This is a genomic window from Rhodopseudomonas sp. (assembly GCF_036404135.1).
Classification (GTDB): Bacteria; Pseudomonadota; Alphaproteobacteria; order Rhizobiales; family Xanthobacteraceae; genus Rhodopseudomonas_A.
On sequence record NZ_DASWPE010000117.1, the window covers coordinates 35,724 to 59,537 of the forward strand.

Consider the following 23,814-nt stretch of genomic DNA (forward strand, 5'->3'; position numbering starts at 1 on the left):
TCGGTGGCCGCGACGGATCGCGGCAAACGGCGCCGGTGTCAGCCCGGTCGAGCGTCAGCGCTGCCGCCGCGCGATGACGGATCGCTGCGCGGCGTCTGCGCCGCGATCGGCAGGCGCAGCGGGCTGGCGGGGGCGGGGCTATCACCGATCGGGACCGCGGCAAGTTCGATCCAGGCCGGCATGTCTTTGCGATCGAGCCATTGCGCGGATCTGATGCCATCGGCGCCGACCGCGGCGAAGCTGAAGCGGAACGGCCCCGTCATCACTGCCGTCGCTCCCCCGAACTGGCGTGGGTCGACCTCGCTCATTGCGGGACTGTAGCGCGCACCGTAGTGGACCAGCGAGTCGCCGGCGCCGGCGTGCTCGATTACATAGGCGCTAATCTGCAGGCCGGCGTCGTCGCCGCCGGCGCGTGCCGGCCGCACCAATACGATCATGTTGCGATCGGCGCGAAACAGCAGCGCGGATTGCTTGTCAGCTGAAGCCGGCAGCGGCACGGCTGAAGCGACGTCCGCCGACAGCCTTGCGGTAAGCCGCATCCAGGCGTCGGCATCCTGGATCCGGCGCTCGCCGTCGGCCCAGCGCTCGATCAGCCGCGCCGTGAACGGCATCACCACCGACACCAGGGCAAGCGTCAGCGCCAACGCCGCGAGCACCTCGACGAAGCTGAAACCGTTTCGGCGGTCATCGTGCCGGCGTTTCGAGCCTGATGGATTCAACAGCCAATCTCCTGTTTGCGGGCGCCGTGATCACGATCGAGAGTTGTTGCAAGACGCCCTTCGGTCCGGCCGCCGGCTGCCGCTTGTCCACCGCGTCCGGCCGTTCGATCGGCGGCGCAAGTGTGCCCGGCAGCGGCTCAATGGTGAGCGGAGCGATCGATGTCGTATAAGCGAAGCGTCCGATACGGCCGTCGCGCGCGATCGGGCTGCCGGGCACCGCGGACTCGGCGATGACGTTGAGCGCCACGCCCAGCGCCGACACCTGGTCCATCGGCACCCGGCTGCGGTCCCAACTGCTCGCCAGAATGCGCGACAGCACGCCGAGCACCACCGCGGCGACAGAAAGGGCGACCAGAACGTCCAGCAGCATGAAGCCGGCGCGGCCTCTAGCGCTGGTCCTGCAAAATCTCGACATGACCTGTCAGCCAGTTGACCCGAACCCGCATGGCGCGGTCGCGCAATGCGAAACGAAAAACTCCGCCGCAATTGGTGCCATCGGCGCGAAACACGATGCCGATGCGGCCGGCCTCGGCATTGCAGCGCGCGCCGGCGAGCAGCCCGACCTCCACGTCCTGCGGCACAGAGAGGAGCCGCGTGGCGCTGCCGAGCGTGCGGCGCAGCCGGTCGAAAGTGGCCCGCTCATCGTGGCCGCTGTTGGAGGCCGCGGTGCGGGCGTCGCGCAGCAGATTTGCGGCGCTCACCGACAGCGCTTGAAGCTGGGACCGGCTGGTCCCTGGTGGCAGCGCCGGAAAGGCCAGCGCCATCAGCAGGCCGGTCAGCGCCAGCGCCGCCAGCAGTTCGAGCAGGATGTAGCCGGCATTCGCCGCGATGGGCGGGCTACCAACTCTTGACATCGCCGCCGCTGTCGCCGTGGCCGTCGGCGCCGAGCGAGACGATCTCGTAGGGGCGGCCGTCCTGTCCGGGAGAGTGATACACGTATTCCTGATTCCAGGGATCGCGCGGAACCGTGGTGGATTTCACATAGGGTCCGTTCCAGGCCCCCGCATTGGAGGGCCGCACCATCAGGACGCCGAGGCCCTCGCTGGTCGTGGGATAGCGGCCGACGTCGAGAAAGAACAGGTCCAGCGCGCTCTTCAGGCTTTCGATCTGAACCTTCGCGGTGCGGACCTTGGCGCCGGCCAGCTGGTTGAATACGCGCGGTGCGGCGATGCCGACGATCAAGCCGATGATCGCCAACACCACCAGCATTTCGACCAGCGTGAACCCTGCTTTTCGCGCGGCGATCGTTCTGGTGCTGCCGCGACGATCCCGCATCTGCACCCACGCTGCTTCGGACATCTTCCGCCTCATCTGGTTATTGAACCGCGTCGTTGATCGAGATCAGCGCCGACATGATCGTGACCATCAGACCGCCGATCAGTCCAGCGATCGAGAGGATCGCGACCGGACCGATCAGTCCGGCGATCTGCTCGAGCTTCTTTTCAAGCTTGCGGCCGTAGAGCGCGCCGGCCTCGGAGGCAACCTTCGCGAGCTCGCCGGTCTCCTCGCCGATCCGCACCATTCTGACGGCCACCGCGGGCAGCAAGCCGGTGGCACCGAGCGCCTCATGCAGCCGGCCGCCGCGCCGCACCGCGTCGCGGGTCGAGGCCAGCGCGGTCCGCCCCTCGACGCCGAGCATGTTGCCGAGCACGGCCAGCGCCTCGGGAAGCGCGACACCCTGGCCGACGAGGACGGCGAGATTCGACAGTAGCCGCGTGGTCAGCCACAGCGTCGCAACGCCGTGAATGACCGGCAGGCGCAGCAGTGTGAGGGCGATAGCGGCGCGCGCGGTCGGTATTCGCCAGATCAGCAACGCTGTTGCAAGCATCATGGCCGCGCCGAGCGCCAGCGATTGCCCGTTGTCGACCAGCCAGCGCGATACGGCCATCAGGCCGCTGACCAGAAATCCAGGGTCTTTTCCGGAGTCGCGAAACAGCCCGGAGAATTGCGGAATGACCTGGATCAGGAAGAACAGCAGTACGGCGGCCGCCGAACAGATGAGGAAGGCCGGATAGCGCAACGCACCCTGGACCTTCTCGTTCAGGCGATGGCCGCGCTCCCGCTCCGCGGCGATGGCGGCGATGACACCGTCGAGATCGCCGGTCACCTCGGCGACGCGGGCCATGGCGACGATGTCCTCGGAGAACACATCCTTGCGCCGTTCCAGCGCCTGCACGAAACTCGACCCGTCAATGATGTCGCTGCGCAAGAGCGCCACGGCATTGGAAAGCCGCTGCGGCAGGCCGCGGCCGGCAACATCCAGCGCTTCGTCGAGCCGCATCCCGCTGCGCAGCACCAGCGCGAGCTCACCGAGAAACGAGGTGACCGTGCGCGGGTTGATGGGCCAGGCCAACAGATCGCCGGCGGGCGCGGCGCCGAGTTGTTTCAGCGATACCAGCATCAGCCCGCGGCGACCGAGGTCGGTGGCCAGGGCGGCGTCGTCATCCGCCTCGATCTCGCCGCTCAGCGCCGATCCTTCGAGCGATAAGGCGGTGTAGCGGAACCGGGTCATGGTCGTCATCCCGTCGCAACGTTCGCCCGGCGTCCGGCCGTCGGTGCGGCAAGAGATTGTTCTTCTCTTAAGACAACTCGCGAGGCCCGCAGCGAAGCTCTGAATCCAATTTTCTCGACACGCGGTCTGTTAGATCGCGGACGCGGCTTCGGTATTGGTTCCGCGCAGCGCCGCGACGCGGAATACTTCTTCCAGCGAGGTAACGCCGTCGAGGCAGCGGGCGCGGCCGTCCTCGACCATCGTGGTCATGCCGTCGCGCTGCGCCGCCTGTTCGATCGCGGCGTCGTCGGCGCCTGCGAGGACGAGGCCACGAACCGAATCCGTCATTTCCAGAACTTCGAAGATCGCGCGACGGCCGCGATAACCCATCTGCCCGCAGCGCTCGCAGCCGACCGGTTCGTGCAGCCTGGTGCCGGCCTCGATTCCGAGCGCGGCATAACGCGCGTCGCCGTCGCATTGTTGCCGGGTCACCGTCGCCGCGCGGCGGCAGTCCGGACACAGCACGCGGACCAGGCGTTGACCGACCACGGCCGTCAATGTCGAGGCCAGCAGATAGGGTTCGATGCCGATGTCGACGAGCCGGGTGACGGCCGCGGCCGCGGTATTGGTGTGCAAGGTAGTCATCACCAGGTGCCCGGTGAGCGAGGCCTGGATGGCGATCTTCGCGGTCTCCGCGTCGCGCACCTCGCCGACCATGATGACGTCGGGATCCTGCCGCAGGAACGCCTTCAGCGCCGAGGCGAAGCTCAGGCCGACCGCCGGCTTGACCTGCGACTGCGCGATGCCGGGGATCTCATATTCGACCGGATCTTCGATGGTCAGGATCTTGCGTGTCGTATCGTTGAGCAAAGCGATGGCAGCGGCGAGGGTGGTGGTCTTGCCGCTGCCGGTGGGGCCGGTCACGACGAACAAGCCGTGCGGCATCGCCAACTGACGCCGCATCACCGCCTCGTTGCGCCGGCTGAAGCCGAGCTGGGCGAAGGCGACCAGCCGGTCACCCCGCTCCAGCAGGCGCAGGATGGCGGCCTCGCCCCCTGTCGTCGGCATCGTGGCGACGCGGACGTCGAATTCGCGGCCGCGTACCAGGACCCGCGTCCGGCCGTCCTGCGGCACGCGATGCTCGGCGATATTGATGCCGGAGAGAATCTTGACCCGCGAGATCAGCGCGCGCAACGTAATGCCCCGGACCTGCGGCAGCGAACGCATGATGCCATCGACCCGTAATCGAACCTGGAAATCGCGCGGCAGCGGTTCGATGTGGATATCGGTGGCGCGCAACCCGACGGCCCGGTCGAAAATATCCTCGAGCGCGCGGACCACCGGGGCGCCGCTGGCGAGGTCGCGCAGGCTGTCGATATCCTCGCGGCCGGCGTCGTCGTCCGGGCGCGGCTCGCTCGCCGTGCCCTCGCTGGCGGCGGGCCGTCCCAATGCCAGTTCGACGTCCTCAAATGTCGCGATCACGAGCCCGACCTCATCGCCCAACGTCAAGGCGATCGCCTCGATCGCCTCCTGCTGTCCGGGATCCGCGACCGCCAGCCGCAATTGGTCATCGGCGCTGCGGTAAGGGTACAGTCCCGCCTCATGGAGAAACGGCCGCGAAAATCGATCGGCCAGCGAGGCACCGTCGCTCAGATCCGCCAGATCGAAGCGCGGCAGGTTGTGCGCCGTCGCGACCAGATCGGCAAAGTCGGACGGCCGCAGGCCCGACAGGTCGAGCAGCTTGCGATACGAGGCGCTTGACGCCGGATCGGCGTTGACCGCGGTCAATACGCTGGCCATGCTTGGCGCGACGTTGCCGATATCGAGAAGTTTTTCGGCGAAGCGCGTTACGTTCATGGCAGGCTCCAGGATTGCCGTATCTCGTTCAGCGACGCGCAGGCTTGGGCCGCGGCGTGGCGTTGCTCGCGACCGTCGACACTGTCCCGCCGCCGCGCTTGGGGAATTCCAGCGTGACGGATCGGCTGCTGTTTTCCAGCACGACGTATCGCGGCGCGATCTGCGTCACCACCCAGCCATCGACATCCGCCCCGGTGCGGACCGGAAACGCCTTGTCCTTGCCGCGCCTGAGGAAGGCCACCTCGACGTCGGCGCCGATGATGACCGCGCTCAGCACCACCTCGGGTTGCTGCTGCGGTTCGGCGGACGGCGGCCTGGCCAGAACTGGCGGCGGCGGCGGCCGCCGCGTCGCCGAGAACAGCGGGCGTTCTCGGGTGGCGCGGAGCGCTTCGAGATCGGGCGCGCCGTCGGCGAACGCGGCAGCCGCGCCGATCAGCGCGGCGCATAGCGTCGATATTAGGACCGTGGCGGCGAGGCTGCGGCCTGAAGACTTTCGGGGGTGGGGGCATCGGTCGCCTGCTATCATGGCCCGCTCCGCCAGTACGCGTTCAACGCCATCGTGCCCTGTAGCCGCGGCGGCTGGTTCGCGTCCTGCTTGGCTCCAGCTCGCTCGGCCGGCTGCAATTCGAGATCGCTGACGAACATCAGCGGCGCGCCGGTTTCGAGATCGAACAGCGTGTGTTGGATCGCTTCGATCGGGCCTTCGATCACCGCATGGACTTCGATCCGGCGCATCGCGGCATCGTCGCCGCGTTCCACCGTGACCTGCGTCGAGAGCACCGCGCCGTTGACCTTGGTGACCACGGTGCGAACCAGTCGATCGATCTCCGCCGCCGCCAAAGTCGCGGTTTCGGAAGCCACATAGGGATCTTGGCGCGGCGCCTGGCGTGCGGCGCCGCCGCCGGCGCGTGCCGGATCGGTCCGCCGGAGCCGTTCAATCAGTTCGGTCTTGGCGTCGCGCTCAAGCACCGCCGCGTCGAGCGCCGCCTGCTGCAGTCCGGCGACCAAGATCGCCGCCGCCAACAGGCAGCCGAAGATGGCCGGAGCCGCAACGCGGCGGTCGCGTAGCGAGAGTTTCATGGCTTACTCCCGGGAGCCGTGGCGATCGGCCGCATCTCGAGATGGAAGCGATCGCCGTTACCATCCTCGAGACGGGTCGTTGCCGCGGAGAACTTGACGTCGGCGAAGCGGTTGGACCGTTCGAGGGCGGGGATCAGTTCGGCGGTGCGCTGCGAGATCCCGGAGATCCGGATCAGGTCTTTTTCGAAGCGCAGAACGAGCAGGTGGGCGTGATCGGGCAGCGCCTGCGACAGCGCGTCGACGAGTTCGACGACATAGGGCTGCGATACGCGCTTCACCAGCAGCGCCTCGCCGAAACCAGTCGCGGCGCCCCCGCGCTGCGCGGCGAGCGCCGCTTTGCCGGCGGTGATTTGCCGATCGAGGTCGGCCAATTCCGCGCCGACGCCATCGAGCTGCCACGCGGTGAGGGCGATCCATCCGGCCACGACAATCCCGATGCCGGCGACTGCCGCGACGATCGGCCGCCGGATCCGTCGCTGGCGCGTGGTCTGCGTGGAGCCGATCGCTATGACGACCTCATCGATGTCACCGGCGCCGCGCGCGACCAGTCGCAGTCGCCCGCACAGTGGCGCCAGCACGCCGACGGTCGCGTCGACCAGCTTTTTCGGCACGATGCCGACCTCGATGGCGAAGCGGCTGGGATCGTTTTCCACCGGCGTTCGCGCCACGCTGTAATAGACGTCAGGCTGCCGCCACGGACTGATGCGTTCGATCTGGTGGAGCACGAATGCATCGAGGTAGGGCAGGCTGTCGGCGGCCACCGGCGGCAGCGTGCGCCGCCATAGCCAACGAGGGGGCAATTCGACATCTACGGCGCTGTCGGCCAGCGCAGCGGCGATTTCCGGCGGTTGCAGGTGCAGCGTGGTGTCGGTGCCGATCAGCCGGCCCAACGACACGCCTGACCCATCGACAATCCGCCTGTCGCCGCTGGCATCGACGCGGAAGTTGCGGCGTCGCGTCAGCCGATCCAAAATCGAAACGGTGGACTCGGCTAAGCCGTCGATGAACCACCACCACGCGGTCTTGGCTTTTGCTGCGTTCAACATCGGCGCTCGGAGCCTCGATGGTTCATGGAAAGAGCGGCTGCCAGGACAGGATCCGCGCGGCCTTGTCCTGGCCGTTGGCGACGGCCATTACGATCTCGTAGTCGCGCCTGAACCGGCGAGCGAGGGTGACGTGAGCCACCGCTCTGACCGCTTGCGGGGCGCCGAAGCCGGCAAATCCGCGGGTCGCCGCCGGCAATTGCGTCAGCGCTTCCTCGGCGGAGAGAAAGCCGCGAGAGCGCCGATCGATGAAGTCATCGGCCTTGTCCTCGTCGCCCTCCATCAGCGCAGTCACCACAAGCCGGCCCGCCAGGGTGGGATCGACCTTGCTGGATTTGCTGGCCACGGTGAGTGCCGGCTGGATCGCGCGATAAAGCGAATCCGGCACGCCCCAGGCGTCGATAATTTGCTCGGTGCGCAGCAAGGCCGGACCGGCCTCGGCCTGCGCTCCCGCCGCAGGGGCGGAGGATGCGTTCGGCTGCGCGGCGTTGGGCGCGCGCGACCGGCCACGCAGCCGTTCGATGCGGCCGGCGATCTCGGCGGCGAGGTCGGGTTCGACCTCGGCCGCGATGAACAGGTTGGCGAGTAGCTTGGGCGGCGCAGCGTTGACGTCGATCCGCGCCATCTCCGACACATAATCGACCGCGATGTCCGACGAGGGCAGATGCACCGCAAACGATCCGCCGCGCCGCGCTTGCGGATCTTCGGATTGCAGCTGATACGCCACCACGTCGGCCGCGTCGCGTCCCAGCCGGTCCGCGCGCATCTCGTCGAGGAAGACGGCCCCTGCCGCAGCGCTGCTCAAGCTCGAGCGCGTGGTGACAACCGCCAGGCCGGCGATCAGGCTGGTGAAGACCAGCACCACAATCAGCGCGGCGCCGCGTCGCGGATCGGCGTGCCTCGTCATGGCGCCAACGCTCCGAGGAGATCGGGCGCGGTGAGCCGCGCCAGACCGACCATCCAGGCCGCGGGGGCAAGAAAGGCGCCGAACGGCAGCGCGCCGTCCTGATCGTCGGCGGCCATCCGGCGATCGAGCATCGCGGCGCCCAGCGCCGCGACGGCGGCAAGCTGGAGCGCGAGGCAGGCGTCGGTCGGAGCCAGCCAGATCGCGGAGGCGCCGGCGAGTTTCATGTCGCCGAAGCCGAGCCCATCATGCCCCCTGACCAGCCGGAAAATGCGGCCGATCGCCCACAGCAAGGCGGCGGCGCCGAGGCCAGTGCCGGCCGCCCCCGCGACGGCCAGCGCCGATCCCGCCAGGGAGGAACCGGTGGCCATGGCCGCAGCGGCGGCGTGCAGAAGGCCGAAAGTCGCGATCGCGAGCGAGGCCTCGTCGGGAATGATGTAGTCAGCGATGTCGCTGCGCATGACGACAAGCACCAGCGGCCACCACGCGGAAACAAACATCGCATCGAGCGGATCCAGCGTGAGGGCGGCCACGCCGATCCCGGCCGCGCCGGCCAGCATGTCGTTGGGGCTGACCGCCGCCAGCGTGGCACCGACAAAGTCGACAAAAACGCCAACGCGCTGAAGCAGTCCGGCGGCGGTGCGGCGCAGCCGGGCGTGCGCCATCCGGCGCAGCAATGTCGCCGGCGCGCGTCGTGCTTGTCGTGCAATCTGCATGAGGGAGCCTCTGGTTCGCGAACGCCGTTCGGATTCTGCCTCGCTAGTATTTGCTCTGCACCACCGCGCGACCGGGATCCATTCGCCGCATACGCCCGAGAAACTCCTCGGTGATGCGCTCGGCGTCGCCGCCGCTGGCGATGATCTTCGGCCTGATGAAGATGATCAGTTCGGTGCGGGACGAGGATCTGTCGTGCGACGCCAGCAAATCATTCAGCACTTTGATCTGCGACACCACCGGCAGCCCGCTGCGGTCAATCTTCTGGGTTTCGGTGATCAGGCCCGCGAGCAACACGGTTTGTCCACTGGTCACCGAGATCGCGCTCTTGACGCGGCGCTGCGAAATCGTCGGCGTTAGCGAATCCGACCCAGTGGAGACCACGTTGCTGATCTGCTGCTCCACATTCAGCGTCACGACGCCGTTCGCATTGACCCGCGGCAGCACGTTCAGGATGATGCCGGTGTCCTTCAGTTCAACGCTGTTGACCGTGGCCGTACTTTCCGCCGATGTTTGCTGGCGCGTCAGAATCGGGATCTGGTCGCCGACCTGCAGCACCGCCGGCTGCCGATCCATCACCACCAGCGAGGGCGAGGACAGCACCTTCACGCTGGTGAACTTGGCGAGCGCATCGAGCACCACCTGCGGATCGGACAGCGCGCCGGCCACCAGGTTGAGCCCCGGATAGGTGGTCTGCAGCGGCACGCCGCCGGCGCCGCCGAGGCCCGCTGAAAATTTCCCGCTCTTCAGGAAGAACTGCACGCCATATTCCAGCTCGCTGGTCAGCGTCACCTCGGCGATGGTGACTTCGATATTCACCTGCGTGGGAAATCTGTCCATTTCGCGGATCGCGCGTTCCACGATCGGATAGGTCTGCGGGTTGGTTTCGATGAACAGCGCGTTGTTGGATAGATCGGGGGTGACGCGAACCTTGCCGCCGCCGTTCTTGCCGGACGCTGCGCCGTCCTCATTGGCCGGGGATTTTTGCGTGGTGGCGTCCGAAAACGTCGCTTTCACCACGTTCGATGAGTTCTGCGTCGTGGTGCCGGACGCGGCGGTCGCCGTCGCCGTGCCCGAGGCCTGCGCGGTTTGCGCGGTCGCGGCCTTGTCGCCGCCGCCATTGTCCGGAGCGTCCTGGCCGGGCTCGAGCTGATCGCTGTCGCTCTGGCCCGCGGTTGATCCTTGGCGGCCGCCGAACATCTTGTTGAGCATCGACGCCACCGTCTTGGCCTGCGCATATTTCAGCCGATAGACCTTGACGCCTCCGGAGACATGATCGGCTTCGTCGAGCCGCATCACCCATTTGGCGACGTGATCGATGGCGTCGCGGCGCGAGGATACGGCGAGCACCGCGTTGAGCCGACTGATCGGCTGCAGCTGCACGACATTCTGCGACAGCCCGCCTTCGCCGGTGCCAAGGATGCGGTTGAGTTCGACGATCACGGTCTCGGGCGCGGCATGCTCCACCGGCAGGATCGCCACCGACTTGGTACGCATCCAGTCGACGTCGACCATCGCCGCAGCGCTGACAATCGCCCGCCGCTCCGCGGCGGTGCCCTGGATCATCAACAGGTTGGAGGAGGGCTCGACCTTCACCGTCCCGTTGCGGCCGCCGAGCCCGTCGAGGACCTTGCCGAGCGTGGCGGCGGGGACGTATCGCGCCGGAATCACCGTCGTGCCATATCCGTCGCCGACGGATTGAAACCCGATATTGCCGAGCCCGCGCGGCTCGATCACCGGCGAGATGCGATAGACATTGCCGTCCTTGGTCAGCGTCGCGTTGATCGACAGCAGCGAGGTTTCCAGCAGCGCAACCAGACTGCGGCGGGGCACCGGCTGGGACGACGTCAGGTTGATCTGCCCGGTCACCCGCGGATCGAGCAGGTAGTTGGCATTGAGGATGTCACCGAGGATCGCCTTGCTGACCGCTGCGACATCGGTGCTCTCGAAATTCAGCTGATAGGTGCGTCCGTCGGCGCCCGACGTGATGCCTGGAACGGCGCCGACCGTGCTCGGCGTCGCCGACGCGTCAGATGTGGTGTCGGTCGATACCCGATCGGGCGCGGTGCCGGTGAAGATCCGTCCCGGGTGGATGGCGGCGCCGGAGACCGTTCCGTAGCTCTCGGTCGGCGTCGGGCGTCTTGCGACGCGGTCGCCGACGCCGAAGCCGGGAAAGCTGTCCGATGGCGTGAATGTCTGGTCGCGGTTATCGATGACCTCGTGCAGGTCGGTGACCGAACATCCGGCCAGAAGCGATGCGAGCGCCGCGCCTGCGACGATCAGCCGGAGCGAAGACACGGCGGTTCGCGAGAGGAGGGGTATGGCGCTGCAAAGCACGCCGACGCGTCGTCGTCGCGTACTCCAGGTCATGCGCGTCTCCCCGATCCGGCCGTCATAAGGAGCAACTGCCTGATCGAGCAGCTGGTTTCGAAAGGGTGCGACCAACCTGCTCGCAGGCTGCTCGGAAAGCTGCCGCGCACGCCACCGCCAAGCGACGTATGGTCAAGCGAAGGACGACCGTCATGACGGCCCCGATCGAGTTCGACGACGCGACGTCCACTTCAATAAGACAACTGCTGGCCGGTCGAAGCGAAGCTTTGCGGCCGATAATCTTGTTTGGCGTGCTCACGGCGAGGTTCCCGATCGCGTCGGCTAGGTGTTTGCGGTGGCGCGCGCGCTGCGAGCGCGGCGCTTGACTGGCAGATGGTTGTCTCTGATCAGACGGGAGTGCTTCATCAGCATCGCCGATGGACGGTCGAGACGTTGTGCACAATGCGCCAGCGCGTGCTTCATTTCGATTTGGATGGTGCGCACGGTGACGCCGAACCGCGCGGCAAGGACGCTGTACGGGACGTCGTTGAAAGCCGCCGCCAGCACGATCTCGCGGCGGCGCGGCGGCAGTTCGGCGAGCGCGCGTTTCAGCGCCGCAATGTCCGATCGTCCTTCGACAACGCGCGTCGGATCCGGCGCGTCATCGGGAATTTCGACCATCGCATCGACTTCGGCAGCGGTCATCCGTCGCTTTTCCGACAGGACCCGATTGATGGCGATGTTGAGTGCTGTGCGCAGCAGATAAGCACGCGGACTCTGCACCTGGTCCAATATCGTCGCCGAACGCAGTCGCAGGAACGTATCCTGGAGCGCTTCTGACGCCAGTTCGGCGGACCCCAGCCGAACCGTCAAGCGGCGCTTGAAATCATCGTATCGCGCGACAAGCTCATCGACCAGCAGCGACTGTGTGGTATCAGTCATGGCACAAGGCCCCCACTTACTACGCGGCACTAGATCGCGGCTCTGAGTTGTAAAAGTGCGGCGCTACGTGCGGGTGACCTAGCCATGACAGATTTGATTCGCCGTATTTTGGCGGCGTTGCCGCGCAGCCGACGAGTATCTGACGCGACACGACTGATCGGTATTTCTGAATAAGATAACGGAGAGCGCGATGAGAAGCGCTGCGTCGTGCCGACGCGGTTGATCGCTTCTATACGGCTTTCAGAGAGTGCGGCCGCAGCATGATGCTGTCACGTCTGGCTTTTCCGGATGATCAGCCCAGGCGCGTGATCGAACTAACCAATCCGGGTTCGCGGCATGTCGCCAGCTGCCGGGACCTGTTGCGACGTCACGCCGCGGGCTGTGCTGTGGCCGCGACGCCTCCTGTCGCGACGACGATGAGCGGGTCGATCAACTGTAGCGCTTCACGCGCTGGCAGTAGCGCCGGGTCAAGATCGAACGCGTGCTGAAGGCATATCGCCGCGCCCGGCAACTGGTTGGTCGCGATCAAGGTCTGCCCCAGCGCCAGATAGAATTCGGCCGATTGTTGTCGATTGATCAGCACGGCCTGCTCGAAGTGGCTGATCGCCGCGCCGAAATCGCCGGTCGCGCGAAACCCCAGGGCGAGCGAGGCATGGACGGCATCGTTGAGTGGCGCGCGATCGAGCGCCTCGCGGAATTGCGCGATCGCTTCGTCGGCGCGACCGGAGACCAGGAGGGTGTCGCCCAACGCCAATCGTGCGGCGACGAATTCCGGGGCGAGCCCGACGGCGTGCCGCAGCAACCCGAGGGCTCGGTCGTGATGGCCGCGATCGCGTTCCAGCGCGCCGAGATTGCATAGCGTATTGACGTGATCGGGATCTAAAGTCAGCACGCAGTCGAACGATGTGATCGATCGATCGACGGCGTTGTCGCGATGATGACGAACGCCCTGCACGAACAGAGCATCGCACAGCACGCGCCGGTCGTCGTCTCCGAGCGGCCGTTCGATCCGCTGCTGACGGGAGGTTGTGGTGCTCGTGTCGTCGAGCAGCGCCGCAAGATCGGCCGTGGCGCTCGGGTGATCCGGCTCTGCCGCGAGCACGTCGCGGTAGGCGTCGATCGCGAGGTCGAACAGCCCGAGTTCCGCGAGGGCCTTGCCGAGACCAACCAGCGCGGCGGGGCGGCGCGGCCGCAGCGTCAGCGCGGCCTCGTACGCGGCGACGGCGGCTGCGCGGTGTCCGGCTTCGATCAGCAGCGCGCCGAGATTGGCGTGCGCTTCGGCATTGGTCGGCTCGAGCGATATCGTGGCTGCGAGCTGCTGTCGGGCCTGCGCGTTGTCGCCCCGTCGCCACGCGATCAGGCCGCGCATATGCGCGAGGTAGGCGGCCATGCCGGGTTCGCCGCTGAGCGTTGTGAGCAGCACCTCGGCGCCGTCGAGATGGCCCTGGGCGAACAGTCGGTTGATCCGGTCGGCAACGGCTTTCAGGAGGGCGGGTCGCGAGGCGGAGGCAACTGGGGGCATGGCGTTGTCCGTTGGGATGATTGGCTCTGCGACCTCGTCGTCGGTGCGTTAGTTGCTAGCGCTGAGTTCGGCTGGCGGGGTGACGCCGCCGTCCGCGGCTGAGCGTTCGCTGGTCCAGGCTGTCCACAGCCTGATCAATTCTTGGGAGAGATTCTTGGCGAACCGTGGTGCGTCGCACAGCGGCGAGGCGGCGACGCGTTGCCGCAACTGCTGGCGGGTGGCGGCGAGTTCAGCTCGCCTGTTGCTCCAACCGACCGCCAGCGCCACGTAGTCGTGCTGGGTCTGCGCGCAGAAGTCGCGCAGCCCGGCGGCGGTCAGATGGGACGCGGCGTGGCGCCCGGCGAAGGTGTCGCCGACCAGGGTCACCGTCGGTACGCCCATCCACATCGCCTCGAGCGTCGTCACGCCGGCCGAATAGGGAAACGGGTCGAGCGCCAGATCGACGTCGTGATAGGCGATCAGCAGCTTGCTCTGTTCGGTCTCGCCGACCAGGTCGACGCGGTCGCGGGCGATGCCGCCGCGGCCCAGCATGTCGTAAACGGCCCGCTGCGTGCTCACTTCATCCAGTCCGCCATAGACCATCAGCAGACGCGAGGTGGGCGCCGCGTCGAGGATGCGCGCCCAGAGCTGTGCCAGCTGTTCGTTCAGCTTGGCCGGACGATTGAAACAACCGAAGGTGAAGCGGCCGGCGGCGAGGCAGGGCAGCGGCGCGACGTCGGGCGCCGGCGTCGGCGGATGATAGCTGACATAGCAGTCGGGCAGCCGGATCACCGGCTCGGCATAATGGATGTCGTCCTCGGGCGGGATTTCCACCGCGTCGGCAATCAGTCCGTCATAGGTGTCGAGACCCACCGTGCCGACATAGCCGGCCCAGCCGAGCTGGATCGGCGCGGCGCGGCGTTCGAACAGGCCGAGCCGGTTGCCCGCGGTGTGTCCGGCGAGGTCGAACAGGATGTCGATGCCGTCGTCCATGACCAGCTTGATGGCCGCGGCGTCGTCGAGTTGGGAGATGTCGCGCCACTGCACCGAGGCGGCCTTGAAGCGCTCGCTGAAGTCGTCCTCGGGGCGCTTCTGGTCGGTCCTGTAGCAGACGATGGGATAGCCCAGCGCCGCCAGTTCCTCGAACGCGCGCAGGGTGAGGAACGCCACCGCATGACGGTGCAGGTCGGCCGACACCAGACCAAGCCGCGGCAAGCGCCGCGGATCGGGATCGTTGGCAAACAGCAGGCGGTGATGGGCGTCGCCCTTGCGATACAGCGCGGCCCACCGCTGGTGCTCGGCGAGCAATTCCGCCTTGGTCACCCCGGGTTTGTGCTGCAGGGCGAACAGCAGGTTGCCGGCGATCTCGGCGCTGTCGGGTTTGAGTTCGCTGGCGCGGCGGAATGCGGTCACCGCCTCGTGGATGCGGCCCTGGCCGAGCAGGCCGAAGGCCTTGCCGATATGGCTTTCAGCGTGCAGCGGATCGAGGTCGAGGGCGCGGGCGATGTGGCCGAGACCCTGCTCGTAGCGCCGGTGGTTGATCAGGAAGTGGCCATAGTAATATTGCGCCAGCGCATGATCGGGCGAGACCCTCGCGGCGGTCTCGAAAAGTTTGCCGGCCTGCTGTTCGTGCCCCGCGCGGCCGCAGCTGACGCCGAGTTCGAGAATGGCGCCGGCGTGCTTGCTGTCCAATGCGCCGGCAGCCTGCAGGTCTTCCGCCGCACGGTCGAACTGACCGTCCATCGCCAGCGCCAGTCCGCGGCTGCGATAGGCATCGCCATAGCTGGCGTCCAGCGCTAGGGCGGCGTCGAACGCGGCGATGGCGTCGCTGCGGCGGTTTTCCGCAAGCAGCGCCAGGCCGAGGCTGTATTGAGCCAGTGGCATCTGTGGACGCAGCCGCAGCCCCTGTTGCAGATAGGGAATGCCCTTCTGCGGCCGGCCGGTGCGGGCGAGGCAGGTGCCGATTTCGGCGATCGCCGGACCGTGGCCGGGCGAGATCTCGACTTCCTTGCGAAACGCGACCACGGCCTCGTCGAAGCGGTCGAAGCGGCAAAGTGCCGCGCCCAACGCATAATGGAAGCCCGGCTGGTCCGGCGCCAGCTTCACCGCCTCGCGGAATGCCGCCAGCGCCGGTTTCCATCGGTTTTCTCTGGCATGGCGCACGCCGTGGTCGTGGCTCTGCCTCGCCTGGAGTACGGACTTGGAGGGGGGCGACTTCGGCGTTTTTGCATTTCTGTAATGCAATAAAGGCATACAAAAACGAGCGTCAACATTGTCTTGCATATGAGGTCCCGCGCTGTCGGCCGGCCATACGGCTTCAGGTTAAAATCGAATTCCGAATATTGCAAGTTTAAAAATTGCGAAAACAAAGTTCGCGCCATCGATTTTAAGATATCTCTTAGATGCAGGTCAAGTATCTGCAAATAGAATTGAAAAATATATACGTCATAATACTACAGATGACGCCGTTTGTACCTTGGGGAAGGTTCGCGGCCTGGGCAGCACAACCGAAACGCAGCGAAGCGGAGACGCGTCGTCGGCCCACAGCCGAAGGCGGCGAGGGCTTGCGGCTTGCTGCATCACACCGACGAAGGAGAGTGGAAATGAGAATGCAGTTTAGTATCAGCCGCCTGTGCGGCACCACGTCGATGGTGGCGATCGCCGCCGCGACGATGCTCGGCTCGGCGGCACAGCCGGCCAAGGCGCTGGACGGCATCTATGGCGGCGGCAGCTCGCTGGTGTCGCTGGCGTTGCGTCAGGCGTTCGACTGCTATGCCGGCGCCACGCTGACCGGTGATGACTATGCAGGGAAACTGCCGGCGGCCTGCCCGAGCACCACCAGCCCGGCCGTTCAGGGCCTCTATGCGGCGGTCGGCAGCGGCAACGGTTTCCGCGGCTTCATCACCAACGATCCGAAGCAGTTCTTCCTCGGCACGCCGAATCCGGTGAATCTGCCGGCGCTCCCGCCGGTGTTCATCGACAGCTTATCGGGCGATGCCAACTTCAACACCTACCCCTATCCGCATGTCGATTTCGGCGCCTCCGACTCGCCGCTGGCCGCGCCGGTGGCCCCGGCGACGCTCACCACGGCGTCTTACTCAAGCTTCAACACCACCACCAATTGGGATGTCGCCGGCATCACCCAGGCGGTCAGCGCGGCCGCTTCGTCCACGGTGAGCTACAACACCGCCAATTTCGGCGCCCCGATCCAGCTGCCGCTGATCGAAGCCCCGGTGGCGATTGCCATCAACGTCAACGACTCCGACAGCGCCCTCTGGACGATCAATTCGCAACTGTCTCAACCCGACGGGGCGCACCTTAACACCCCCGCCGGCAGCGCCATCCAGCTGAGCACCGCGCAGGTCTGCGCGATCTTCTCCGGCACGGTGACGGACTGGTCGGATAGCTCAACCAGCATCGCCTATCGCGACAACGTCGGCGCCATCCAGCATCAGCTGTTCCATGCGGCCAATGTCGGCAACGGCTCTGCGGCTGCGCCGTACACCGACTCCTCCCTGCCCATCGTTGTGGCCTATCGCAGCGACGGCAGCGGCACCAGCTACATCGTGACCAACTATCTGAAGAGCTCCTGCGCCCAACTCGACGATGGCAGCAACGGCTATGCGGCGATCTTCGGCGCCTCCAACCTTCCATCGACGAGCTTCACCAATCTCACCACCAACATCAACACTGTGAAGGGCGTCAACGTTCTCGCCGCGACATACAATGGTTCGCACCCCTGGATCGGCGCCAGCGGCACTCCGGCGGTGGCCGAGGCGATCAACAATGTGGCGAGCAGCGGTTCCACCGTCTATGCCGGCCGCATCGGCTATGTCAGCGCCGATTTCTCCCAGCCCTACCAACTGGTCAACAACGTGACCTACGCGCCGGTCTCGGCCAGCGTGCAGAACGAAGCGCAGCGCGTCGCAGGGCTCTATGTCCCGACCTCGGTCACGCCCGGCACCGCCGGCAGCTTCGTCGCGCCGACTCCCGCTGCGGCTGACCTGGCGTTCGCGGGCCTGACCGCGCCGAGCTCGACCTCGACCTATGCCGACTGGAACCTGTACGGACAGGTCTATCCGACAACGACCACTCCGTCGTTGACTATCTCGGGCGGCATCAACATCGGCGGCAAGTCCATCCTCGGCATTCCCACCACCGCGGGCGCCTATCCGGTGGTCGGCACCGCCTTCATGGCGCTGTACAGCTGCTACGACACCACCGCCCGTGCCGACCGGCTCAAGGGCTTCCTGAACTGGTTCTATGGCAGTTCGTCCCCGGCCGGCGTGTTGCTCCAGAACAACGGCTTCAATCAGCTCGCCTCCAGTCTGCGCACTGCCGCTGTCAGTGTAGCCGGCAGCGTCGGCGGCGCTGGCAGCCCCACCAGCTGCTCGGGCAAGTCCGGCGCGCTCTGATCGCCGGATCGCCTCTCATCAAACGGCCGGGCGTCTCTCAGGAGACGCCCGGTTGCGCCTTTGATCGCAACGCCCAGCCGGAGCAGGCCATGACCCAATCCCGCATTCTGGTGACCGGCGGCGCCGGCTTCATCGGCTCGCATCTGTGCGAGCGCCTGCTCGCCGATCGCGCCGAAGTGCTGTGCGTCGACAATTACTACACTGGCCGGCGGCAGAACATCGCGCATCTCGGCCGGCTTCCCGGCTTCGAGACGCTGCGCCACGACGTCACGCTGCCGCTCTATGTCGAGACCGACCAGATCTACAATCTGGCTTGTCCGGCCTCGCCTGTGCATTATCAGTTCGACCCGGTGCAGACGCTGAAGACCAGCGTGCACGGCGCCATCAACATGCTCGGCCTTGCCAAGCGCACCCGTGCCAGAATCTTTCAGGCCTCGACCAGCGAAGTCTATGGCGACCCGATCGTGCATCCGCAGCCAGAGAGCTATTGGGGCAACGTCAATCCGCTCGGCACCCGCGCCTGTTACGACGAAGGCAAGCGCGCCGCCGAAACCCTGTTCTTCGACTATCATCGCCAACATCGGGTGGCGATCAAGGTGGCACGCATCTTCAACACGTACGGTCCGCGCATGCATCCCAATGACGGCCGGGTGGTGTCCAACTTCATCGTCCAGGCGCTGCGCGGCGAGCCGATCACGCTGTATGGCGACGGCGCGCAAACCCGGTCGTTCTGCTATGTCAGCGATCTGGTCGACGCCATCGTCCGGCTGATGGCGACGCCCGATGAGATCTGCGGCCCGATCAATCTCGGCAATCCCGCCGAATTCAGCATTCGCCAGCTCGCGGAACTGGTGATCGCGACGACCGGTTCGCGCTCAGCCATCGTGTTGCGGCCGCTGCCGCCGGACGATCCGCGGCAACGCCAGCCCGACATTGCGTTGGCGCGCTCGCTGCTCGGCTGGCAGCCGAAAGTGGCTTTGGCCGACGGCCTCGCGGAAACCATCGCCTATTTTCGTCACTGCCTCGGCGTGCCGGCCGCCAGGGTCGCGCTGCGCGCCTGAGCATTTGCCGCTCAAGGGCATGCTTGAGGCCGAACAGATCTGGTTCACCGACTACCGGCATCTCAACAATCCCAACGAACTGACCCCAGGCATCGATATGGCTCGCGATGTGGCCCAGCGCATTGCCACCGGAGCGGATGGCCGGGTCCGGATGTTTCTCGACTACTTCCTCGATCTCTTTCGGCACGACAATTTCGCCCCGACCCTGGAATTCTTCATCGCCTGTTTCAGCCGTGCACGAGACGATGTCGGCCAGTGGCGCGCCTATGCGGACAACGGACGAGGCGTCGCGATCGGGCTCTCCCTATCGCGGCGCGCTGATTCATGCGCGACACCGAACAGCCACGCCGGCCTGAACCGTGCGAAAGCGAGCGGACCCGGCTCAATCTGTTCGTGGTGATCGGCGGCGATTCCAGCCCGCGCGAGCAGCGCAATCTGATGGAGCGGCCGTTCTTCTCGCTGCCGAAATCGGTTACAGTTGCACTGCGGCGACGCGACGCCATGGCGGTCTTGGTTCAATGATGGATCGCGCAGCACGGATCGTCGATCCGTTTCACATTGCCCTCGTCGGTGCTCCCATCAGCGGCAAGACATCTCTGTTCAACGCCCTCACCGGAAGCCGCCAAAAAATCGGTAACTTCCTAGGTGTAACGGTCGAGCGCAAAGTCGGTACGTTTGTCACGTCGTCCGGCCGCACGGTGTCGCTGGTGGATTTGCCCGGCGCCTATTCGCTGCGCGGACGCAGCCCCGAGGAAATCACCCGCGACGTCGTGCTCGGTCGGTTCTCCAATGAAGCCATGCCCGACTTGGTGCTGTGCATTGCGGATGCCACCAATCTCCGACTGACGTTCCGCCTGGTGCTGGAGCTGAGTCAGCGTGCAGGGATTGGTGATGTTCGGCCTTTATGTTGCGGGGATCGGCAGCGCACTTGGCGTTTCCTTCGTTATCAAGTTCTTCATGTGGCGGGACTACCAGCCGGCGCCTTTCATGCTTGAATTGCCGGACTATAAAGTGCCGCGACCGAGAAGCATCGCGATTGGTGTATATACCCGCGCCAAGATGTTCCTGTACCGCGCAGGCACCACGATCCTGTCGATGATGGTTCTGATCTAGTTCCTCGCTTCGTTTCCGCAATCTCCCGCGGGCGCAGCGGACCCGGCCATCAACTACAGCCTTGCCGCATTGATCGGCCACGCGCTGCAGTCGTTGTTCGCGCCGATCGGCTTCATCTGGCAGATCGTGGTGGCGCTGATTCCCGGCATGGCGGCGCGCGAAGTTGCGGTCGCAGCGCTCGGTACCGTGTACGCGATCGAGGGCGGAAAGGAAGCTGCCGCCCAAATCGGACAAGTCCTCGCCAACCATTGGAGTTTGGCGACGGTTCTTTCATTGTTGGTCTGGTATATATGCGCCCCGCAATGCGCATCCACACTCGCGGTCATCCAGCGCGAAACCGGAAGCTCGCGATGGATGATCGTCACGTTTCTCTACATGTTTGCGCTGGCCTATATCGCAAGCCTGCTGACGTTCAACCTCGCGCGGGCGTTTGGGCTGTGACGAGGCACTCCCTCAGAGGCTGACTCAAAGAGCGCAATGACGGGCATGAAACGCTGCATTGCGAGCAGCTCTTGCGACGAAGCAATCCAGGGCTACGCGGATCGACGTCACGAGCGGTCCTTGACCACCATCCAGCCGGCGCCTCGCACGTTACGGACGATGTCGCGGTCGAATTTCTTCCGGATGGCGTGGATCAGGAAGTCGATCGCATTGCTTTCGACTTCCTCGCCCCAGCCATAGATGCGCTCCTCGATCTGTGATCGGGACAGGATTGCGCCAGGCCGTTCCATCAGGGCATTCAGCAGCGCGAATTCGCGGGCCGACAGTTCGGTTTCGATGCCACGAAAGGTCGCGACATGGGTGGCGAGATCGAGGGTGATCTGGCCGCTGGTGACCAGCGAACTCGCCTGTCCGTTATGGCGACGAAGCACCGCGCGGATCCGCGCCAGCAGTTCATTCAACTCGAATGGCTTGACGATGTAATCGTCGGCCCCGAGATCGAGGCCCGTGATCCTGTCGTCAACGGCATCGCGCGCCGTGATCACGATGATCGGAATCGCTGCGCCGGCGGTGCGGACCTGCGCCAGGACGTCAAAGCCCGATATTTCCGGCAGCCCGATATCGAGCAGGGCGATGGCATGTTGCGGCCTTTCCAGGGTCGCACTGGCATCGGCGCCATTCCTGACCCAGTCGACAGCCATGCCCTGGGCGGTTAGTCCGCGGACCAACGCCTTGCCGATCATCGGATCGTCTTCAACCAGCAGAATGCGCATCACCGGATCGCTCAGGTTAGGGGCCGGATCGAAAGGCCCGCTTGAGGCCCGGCGGGCTGCGGGATCGGACGTCGAGAGCCAGACATATAAGACCGCGCCGTCAATTGCGCCACTTCAGGCCGGCGCACCGACGATGCCGCCCGGCGGAGGCCGCTGCGTTCGAACGAGCGGCCAACCGTCGGGCTCCGGGAGCTTTCAGGAATGCCGTCCGGCCCGTTGCGGCAGAAGGACGACGCAGAGGATAATGAAGACTGCGATCACGGCGGATGCGAGCGGGCGGCTCACGGCGAGGCCGCCTTGCGCGAGCGGCTTATCGAGGAAATCGCCGACTGTTGCGCCGAGCGGCCGGGTCAGGATGAAGGCGGCCCAGAACAGCGCCACGCGCGACGTGTTGGTCCAGAAATAGGCGGCGGCGAGCACGGCCAATGCGGCGGCGAAAACCAGCGCACCGCCTTCGTAACCAAGTCCGCCGGTGTCGGCGGTCCAGTCGCCGAGCGCCGTTCCCAGCGTCTGCGACAAGGTGATCGCCGCCCAATAGAAGGCTTCGATTCGCGGCCGGCTGACCGTATCGACCGAGATCGAGCCTTCGACGCAGTACCACAACGCGAGCGTCGCCAGCAGCAGCGTCAGCAACAGCGAAGAGCCGCCGGTGTAACCGATGCCGAGCGAACGGTCGGCGAAGTCGGCCATGGTGGTGCCGAAAGTGGTCGATGCGATGATGGTCGCCCAATATAGCGACGGATGAAACCGCTTCGCCACGATCTGTGCGATCACAAGGCCGACGAGCGCCACGAGAAACAGCACCGTTCCAGCCAGATAACCCCAATGCAGCGTCATCGTCACGGCGTCGCCGCCGGTTTCTCCGAGCGTGGTCGCGGCGATCTTGATGATCCAGAAGGCCAAGGTGACTTCGGGGACCTTGGTCAGCGCGCTATCGATCCGGGACATCAGCGTAGTCCGTCGATCACGGACAACAGATCGTCGATACTGGACTTGCAATCCGCCGCCGACGGCGTGCCGGCGCGAAGCGCAGCCAGCGCCCGGTCGATGGCCTTGTCGACGGTGTGCCAATCCGCAGCCGCGCGCGGCTTCAGCCCGGCCTCGGCTTCATCCCAGTGGAGCTCGAGGTCCTTGATCCTTGTCTTGGCGGCGCCGAGGTCGCCCTTGCCGATCAGATCGGCGACGTCGGCGGCGATGCTGCGAAACGGCGCCAGATCGCCGAGCCTGGAGGGCGCAGCCGCGGCCGGGCCGATCAGCGACAGCGGCACCGCGCTATTGGTCAGCGGCACGCCGGCCGCGACCATCAGCGCGACGACCACGGATGAAATCAGAACGTTCTTCATGACAAGCTTCCTTGTTTGTTGAGGTAGTAGTCAGCGGCATCAATGCGCTTCGGATAGGTTCTTGGAGCGATCGCCATCGAAGGAAATCCAGGCCACCAGGGCGATGATCACCGTCAGGAAGGCGAGGCTGGTGTAGATCGTGCCGAGCCCCAGCCCGCCATAGTCGCGCGACTGCGACAGCAGATCGCCGAGCGAGGCGCCGAGCGGTCGGGTGAGGATGTAGGCGAGCCAGAACGCCGGCACGGCCTTGCCGCCGAGCCGGCGAAACAGCGCGACCGCGGCGATCAAAATCGCAAACACCAGCGTTCCGAGCCGAAAGCCGAGCCCCAGCGCTTCGGTCGCCAGATCGCCGGCGGCGGTGCCGAGTGCAAAGGTCATCAGAACGGTGGACCAATAGAACAGCTCGCGCCGCGAGGTCACGATGCTGCGGATCGACAGCGTGCGCTCGACGCCGAACCAGACCGCGAAGACGATGAGCAGCGCGCCGGAAAACGCCGCCGTGCTGGCGTACAGGCTGACACCAAGCTTGTCGGTCAGCAAATCGGTGATCTGGGTGCCGACGATGCTCACCAGCACTACGGTCAGCCAGTAGATCCACGGGATGTAGCGCCGCGCCCGGAACTGGAAGCTCAGCGCCGCCAGCAGCAGGCACGTCATATAGGCCATGGTCAGGTCGGTCCCCAATCCGACATGCACCGCGAGATAATCGGCGCCGGTCTCGCCGACCGTGGTGGAGAGGATCTTGATGATCCAGAACACCAGCGTGACCTCCGGAACCTTGTTGCGCAGCAGTGACGTTCCCAGGGCTGAATTTCTCGACACGCCGGCCTCCAGGTGGTTGACTTTCGACGTGGTCATTGCTGAACGCGCAGACTTAGCCCTGCCTTAGAGCCTGGCCGAAACCGCGATCGATCGAATGAGCCAATTAACGCCTCATGGCGGGGCGCTGTCGCGACGAGGCGTCCAACGCACCGGGAATGCCGGTGGATTGCTGCTTTCTCAGCCGGCTTTCCGCGCCGGCCTCGGCTTGCAACGACAAGGACCGCTCTTTTGTTCGTTGCGGTTTCGGTCAGACTCTGAGGTTGTAAGCGGGGCGCGGCGCACCGT

At 65.7% G+C, this 23,814-nt stretch carries 21 protein-coding genes and 3 pseudogenes; 5 read left to right on the forward strand and 19 right to left on the reverse strand.

Annotation, left to right across the window (positions count from 1 at the left end):
- Positions 1 to 38: 38 nt before the first annotated feature.
- The 15 genes from VGC77_RS14380 to VGC77_RS14450 all read right to left on the reverse strand — a co-directional run bounded on the left by VGC77_RS14380 (position 39) and on the right by VGC77_RS14450 (position 15,724).
- Entirely contained in the window at positions 39 to 719 is a 681-nt protein-coding gene (locus VGC77_RS14380) for a hypothetical protein (RefSeq protein ID WP_331172244.1), read from the reverse strand.
- Complete coding sequence (locus tag VGC77_RS14385; RefSeq protein WP_331172245.1) at positions 685 to 1,089, reverse strand: hypothetical protein; 405 nt, start codon at positions 1,087 to 1,089, stop codon at positions 685 to 687. The genes VGC77_RS14380 and VGC77_RS14385 overlap by 35 nt, the downstream gene beginning before the upstream one ends.
- Positions 1,090 to 1,105: 16 nt before the next feature.
- Complete coding sequence (locus VGC77_RS14390; protein WP_331172246.1) at positions 1,106 to 1,573, reverse strand: type II secretion system protein GspH; 468 nt, start codon at positions 1,571 to 1,573, stop codon at positions 1,106 to 1,108.
- Entirely contained in the window at positions 1,557 to 2,018 is a 462-nt protein-coding gene (gspG, locus tag VGC77_RS14395; protein ID WP_331172247.1) for a type II secretion system major pseudopilin GspG, read from the reverse strand. The genes VGC77_RS14390 and gspG overlap by 17 nt, the downstream gene beginning before the upstream one ends.
- A gap of 16 nt (positions 2,019 to 2,034) precedes the next feature.
- Positions 2,035 to 3,231, reverse strand: coding sequence for a type II secretion system F family protein (locus VGC77_RS14400; RefSeq protein ID WP_331172248.1), 1,197 nt, complete (start codon positions 3,229 to 3,231; stop codon positions 2,035 to 2,037).
- Positions 3,232 to 3,360: 129 nt separating this feature from the next.
- On the reverse strand, positions 3,361 to 5,067 hold the full coding sequence (locus tag VGC77_RS14405; protein WP_331172249.1) for a GspE/PulE family protein: 1,707 nt from the start codon (positions 5,065 to 5,067) through the stop codon (positions 3,361 to 3,363).
- Between the two features lie 28 nt (positions 5,068 to 5,095).
- A complete protein-coding gene (locus tag VGC77_RS14410; RefSeq protein ID WP_331172250.1) occupies positions 5,096 to 5,593 on the reverse strand; it encodes a hypothetical protein in 498 nt (165 codons plus the stop codon).
- Complete coding sequence (gene gspM, locus VGC77_RS14415) at positions 5,590 to 6,147, reverse strand: type II secretion system protein GspM (protein ID WP_331172251.1); 558 nt, start codon at positions 6,145 to 6,147, stop codon at positions 5,590 to 5,592. The genes VGC77_RS14410 and gspM overlap by 4 nt, the downstream gene beginning before the upstream one ends.
- The gene (locus VGC77_RS14420; protein WP_331172252.1) at positions 6,144 to 7,193 is read right to left on the reverse strand and encodes a PilN domain-containing protein; all 1,050 of its coding nucleotides are present in this window, start codon (positions 7,191 to 7,193) and stop codon (positions 6,144 to 6,146) included. The genes gspM and VGC77_RS14420 overlap by 4 nt, the downstream gene beginning before the upstream one ends.
- Positions 7,194 to 7,215: 22 nt before the next feature.
- Positions 7,216 to 8,097 carry a hypothetical protein gene (locus VGC77_RS14425; protein ID WP_331172253.1) on the reverse strand — a complete coding sequence of 294 codons (882 nt, stop codon included), beginning with the start codon at positions 8,095 to 8,097 and terminating at the stop codon, positions 7,216 to 7,218.
- Positions 8,094 to 8,810: a prepilin peptidase gene (locus tag VGC77_RS14430; RefSeq protein ID WP_331172254.1), complete on the reverse strand. Its 717-nt coding sequence runs from the start codon at positions 8,808 to 8,810 to the stop codon at positions 8,094 to 8,096. The genes VGC77_RS14425 and VGC77_RS14430 overlap by 4 nt, the downstream gene beginning before the upstream one ends.
- A gap of 43 nt (positions 8,811 to 8,853) precedes the next feature.
- A complete protein-coding gene (gene gspD, locus VGC77_RS14435; RefSeq protein WP_331172255.1) occupies positions 8,854 to 11,106 on the reverse strand; it encodes a type II secretion system secretin GspD in 2,253 nt (750 codons plus the stop codon).
- A 354-nt stretch (positions 11,107 to 11,460) separates the two neighbouring features.
- Entirely contained in the window at positions 11,461 to 12,060 is a 600-nt protein-coding gene (locus VGC77_RS14440; protein WP_331172256.1) for an RNA polymerase sigma factor, read from the reverse strand.
- A gap of 367 nt (positions 12,061 to 12,427) precedes the next feature.
- The gene (locus VGC77_RS14445) at positions 12,428 to 13,582 is read right to left on the reverse strand and encodes a tetratricopeptide repeat protein (RefSeq protein WP_331172257.1); all 1,155 of its coding nucleotides are present in this window, start codon (positions 13,580 to 13,582) and stop codon (positions 12,428 to 12,430) included.
- Positions 13,583 to 13,630: 48 nt separating this feature from the next.
- Complete coding sequence (locus VGC77_RS14450; RefSeq protein ID WP_331172258.1) at positions 13,631 to 15,724, reverse strand: tetratricopeptide repeat protein; 2,094 nt, start codon at positions 15,722 to 15,724, stop codon at positions 13,631 to 13,633.
- 239 nt (positions 15,725 to 15,963) lie between these two features.
- Between VGC77_RS14450 and VGC77_RS14455 the strand changes: the two genes are divergently transcribed.
- The 5 genes and pseudogenes from VGC77_RS14455 to VGC77_RS14470 all read left to right on the forward strand — a co-directional run.
- On the forward strand, positions 15,964 to 17,976 hold the full coding sequence (locus tag VGC77_RS14455; RefSeq protein WP_331172259.1) for a substrate-binding domain-containing protein: 2,013 nt from the start codon (positions 15,964 to 15,966) through the stop codon (positions 17,974 to 17,976).
- Between the two features lie 89 nt (positions 17,977 to 18,065).
- Positions 18,066 to 19,037, forward strand: coding sequence for a UDP-glucuronic acid decarboxylase family protein (locus VGC77_RS14460; RefSeq protein ID WP_331172260.1), 972 nt, complete (start codon positions 18,066 to 18,068; stop codon positions 19,035 to 19,037).
- Positions 19,038 to 19,361: 324 nt separating this feature from the next.
- A pseudogene (locus tag VGC77_RS23695) lies at positions 19,362 to 19,508 on the forward strand (replication protein A); the annotation flags it as partial.
- Positions 19,509 to 19,558: 50 nt separating this feature from the next.
- Positions 19,559 to 19,849, forward strand: a pseudogene (locus VGC77_RS23700) (FeoB small GTPase domain-containing protein); the annotation flags it as partial.
- A 58-nt stretch (positions 19,850 to 19,907) separates the two neighbouring features.
- Positions 19,908 to 20,591 (forward strand): annotated as a pseudogene (locus VGC77_RS14470) (nucleoside recognition domain-containing protein); the annotation flags it as partial.
- 107 nt (positions 20,592 to 20,698) lie between these two features.
- On the opposite strand, the gene VGC77_RS14475 reads toward VGC77_RS14470, so the two are convergent.
- From VGC77_RS14475 to VGC77_RS14490, 4 genes are all read right to left on the reverse strand, one after another.
- The gene (locus VGC77_RS14475; RefSeq protein ID WP_331172261.1) at positions 20,699 to 21,364 is read right to left on the reverse strand and encodes a response regulator transcription factor; all 666 of its coding nucleotides are present in this window, start codon (positions 21,362 to 21,364) and stop codon (positions 20,699 to 20,701) included.
- A 195-nt stretch (positions 21,365 to 21,559) separates the two neighbouring features.
- Positions 21,560 to 22,312: a hypothetical protein gene (locus VGC77_RS14480; RefSeq protein WP_414709670.1), complete on the reverse strand. Its 753-nt coding sequence runs from the start codon at positions 22,310 to 22,312 to the stop codon at positions 21,560 to 21,562.
- Entirely contained in the window at positions 22,312 to 22,707 is a 396-nt protein-coding gene (locus VGC77_RS14485) for a hypothetical protein (protein ID WP_331172262.1), read from the reverse strand. The genes VGC77_RS14480 and VGC77_RS14485 overlap by 1 nt, the downstream gene beginning before the upstream one ends.
- Positions 22,708 to 22,746: 39 nt before the next feature.
- A complete protein-coding gene (locus VGC77_RS14490; protein ID WP_331172263.1) occupies positions 22,747 to 23,529 on the reverse strand; it encodes a hypothetical protein in 783 nt (260 codons plus the stop codon).
- Positions 23,530 to 23,814 lie beyond the last annotated feature (285 nt).

Bases quoted from the DNA above. Each gene is read 5' to 3' on its own strand.
- VGC77_RS14400 (WP_331172248.1), bottom strand. From the start codon at position 3,231: ATGACCCGGTTCCGCTACACCGCCTTATCGCTCGAAGGATCGGCGCTG.
- VGC77_RS14385 (WP_331172245.1), bottom strand. From the start codon at position 1,089: ATGCTGCTGGACGTTCTGGTCGCCCTTTCTGTCGCCGCGGTGGTGCTC.
- gspM (WP_331172251.1), bottom strand. From the start codon at position 6,147: ATGAAACTCTCGCTACGCGACCGCCGCGTTGCGGCTCCGGCCATCTTC.
- VGC77_RS14420 (WP_331172252.1), bottom strand. From the start codon at position 7,193: ATGTTGAACGCAGCAAAAGCCAAGACCGCGTGGTGGTGGTTCATCGAC.
- VGC77_RS14425 (WP_331172253.1), bottom strand. From the start codon at position 8,097: ATGACGAGGCACGCCGATCCGCGACGCGGCGCCGCGCTGATTGTGGTG.
- gspG (WP_331172247.1), bottom strand. From the start codon at position 2,018: ATGTCCGAAGCAGCGTGGGTGCAGATGCGGGATCGTCGCGGCAGCACC.
- VGC77_RS14440 (WP_331172256.1), bottom strand. From the start codon at position 12,060: ATGACTGATACCACACAGTCGCTGCTGGTCGATGAGCTTGTCGCGCGA.
- VGC77_RS14475 (WP_331172261.1), bottom strand. From the start codon at position 21,364: ATGCGCATTCTGCTGGTTGAAGACGATCCGATGATCGGCAAGGCGTTG.
- VGC77_RS14405 (WP_331172249.1), bottom strand. From the start codon at position 5,067: ATGAACGTAACGCGCTTCGCCGAAAAACTTCTCGATATCGGCAACGTC.
- VGC77_RS14480 (WP_414709670.1), bottom strand. From the start codon at position 22,312: ATGTCCCGGATCGATAGCGCGCTGACCAAGGTCCCCGAAGTCACCTTG.
- VGC77_RS14460 (WP_331172260.1), top strand. From the start codon at position 18,066: ATGACCCAATCCCGCATTCTGGTGACCGGCGGCGCCGGCTTCATCGGC.
- VGC77_RS14390 (WP_331172246.1), bottom strand. From the start codon at position 1,573: ATGTCAAGAGTTGGTAGCCCGCCCATCGCGGCGAATGCCGGCTACATC.
- VGC77_RS14455 (WP_331172259.1), top strand. From the start codon at position 15,964: ATGCAGGTCAAGTATCTGCAAATAGAATTGAAAAATATATACGTCATA.
- VGC77_RS14410 (WP_331172250.1), bottom strand. From the start codon at position 5,593: ATGATAGCAGGCGACCGATGCCCCCACCCCCGAAAGTCTTCAGGCCGC.
- VGC77_RS14445 (WP_331172257.1), bottom strand. From the start codon at position 13,582: ATGCCCCCAGTTGCCTCCGCCTCGCGACCCGCCCTCCTGAAAGCCGTT.
- VGC77_RS14430 (WP_331172254.1), bottom strand. From the start codon at position 8,810: ATGCAGATTGCACGACAAGCACGACGCGCGCCGGCGACATTGCTGCGC.
- VGC77_RS14485 (WP_331172262.1), bottom strand. From the start codon at position 22,707: ATGAAGAACGTTCTGATTTCATCCGTGGTCGTCGCGCTGATGGTCGCG.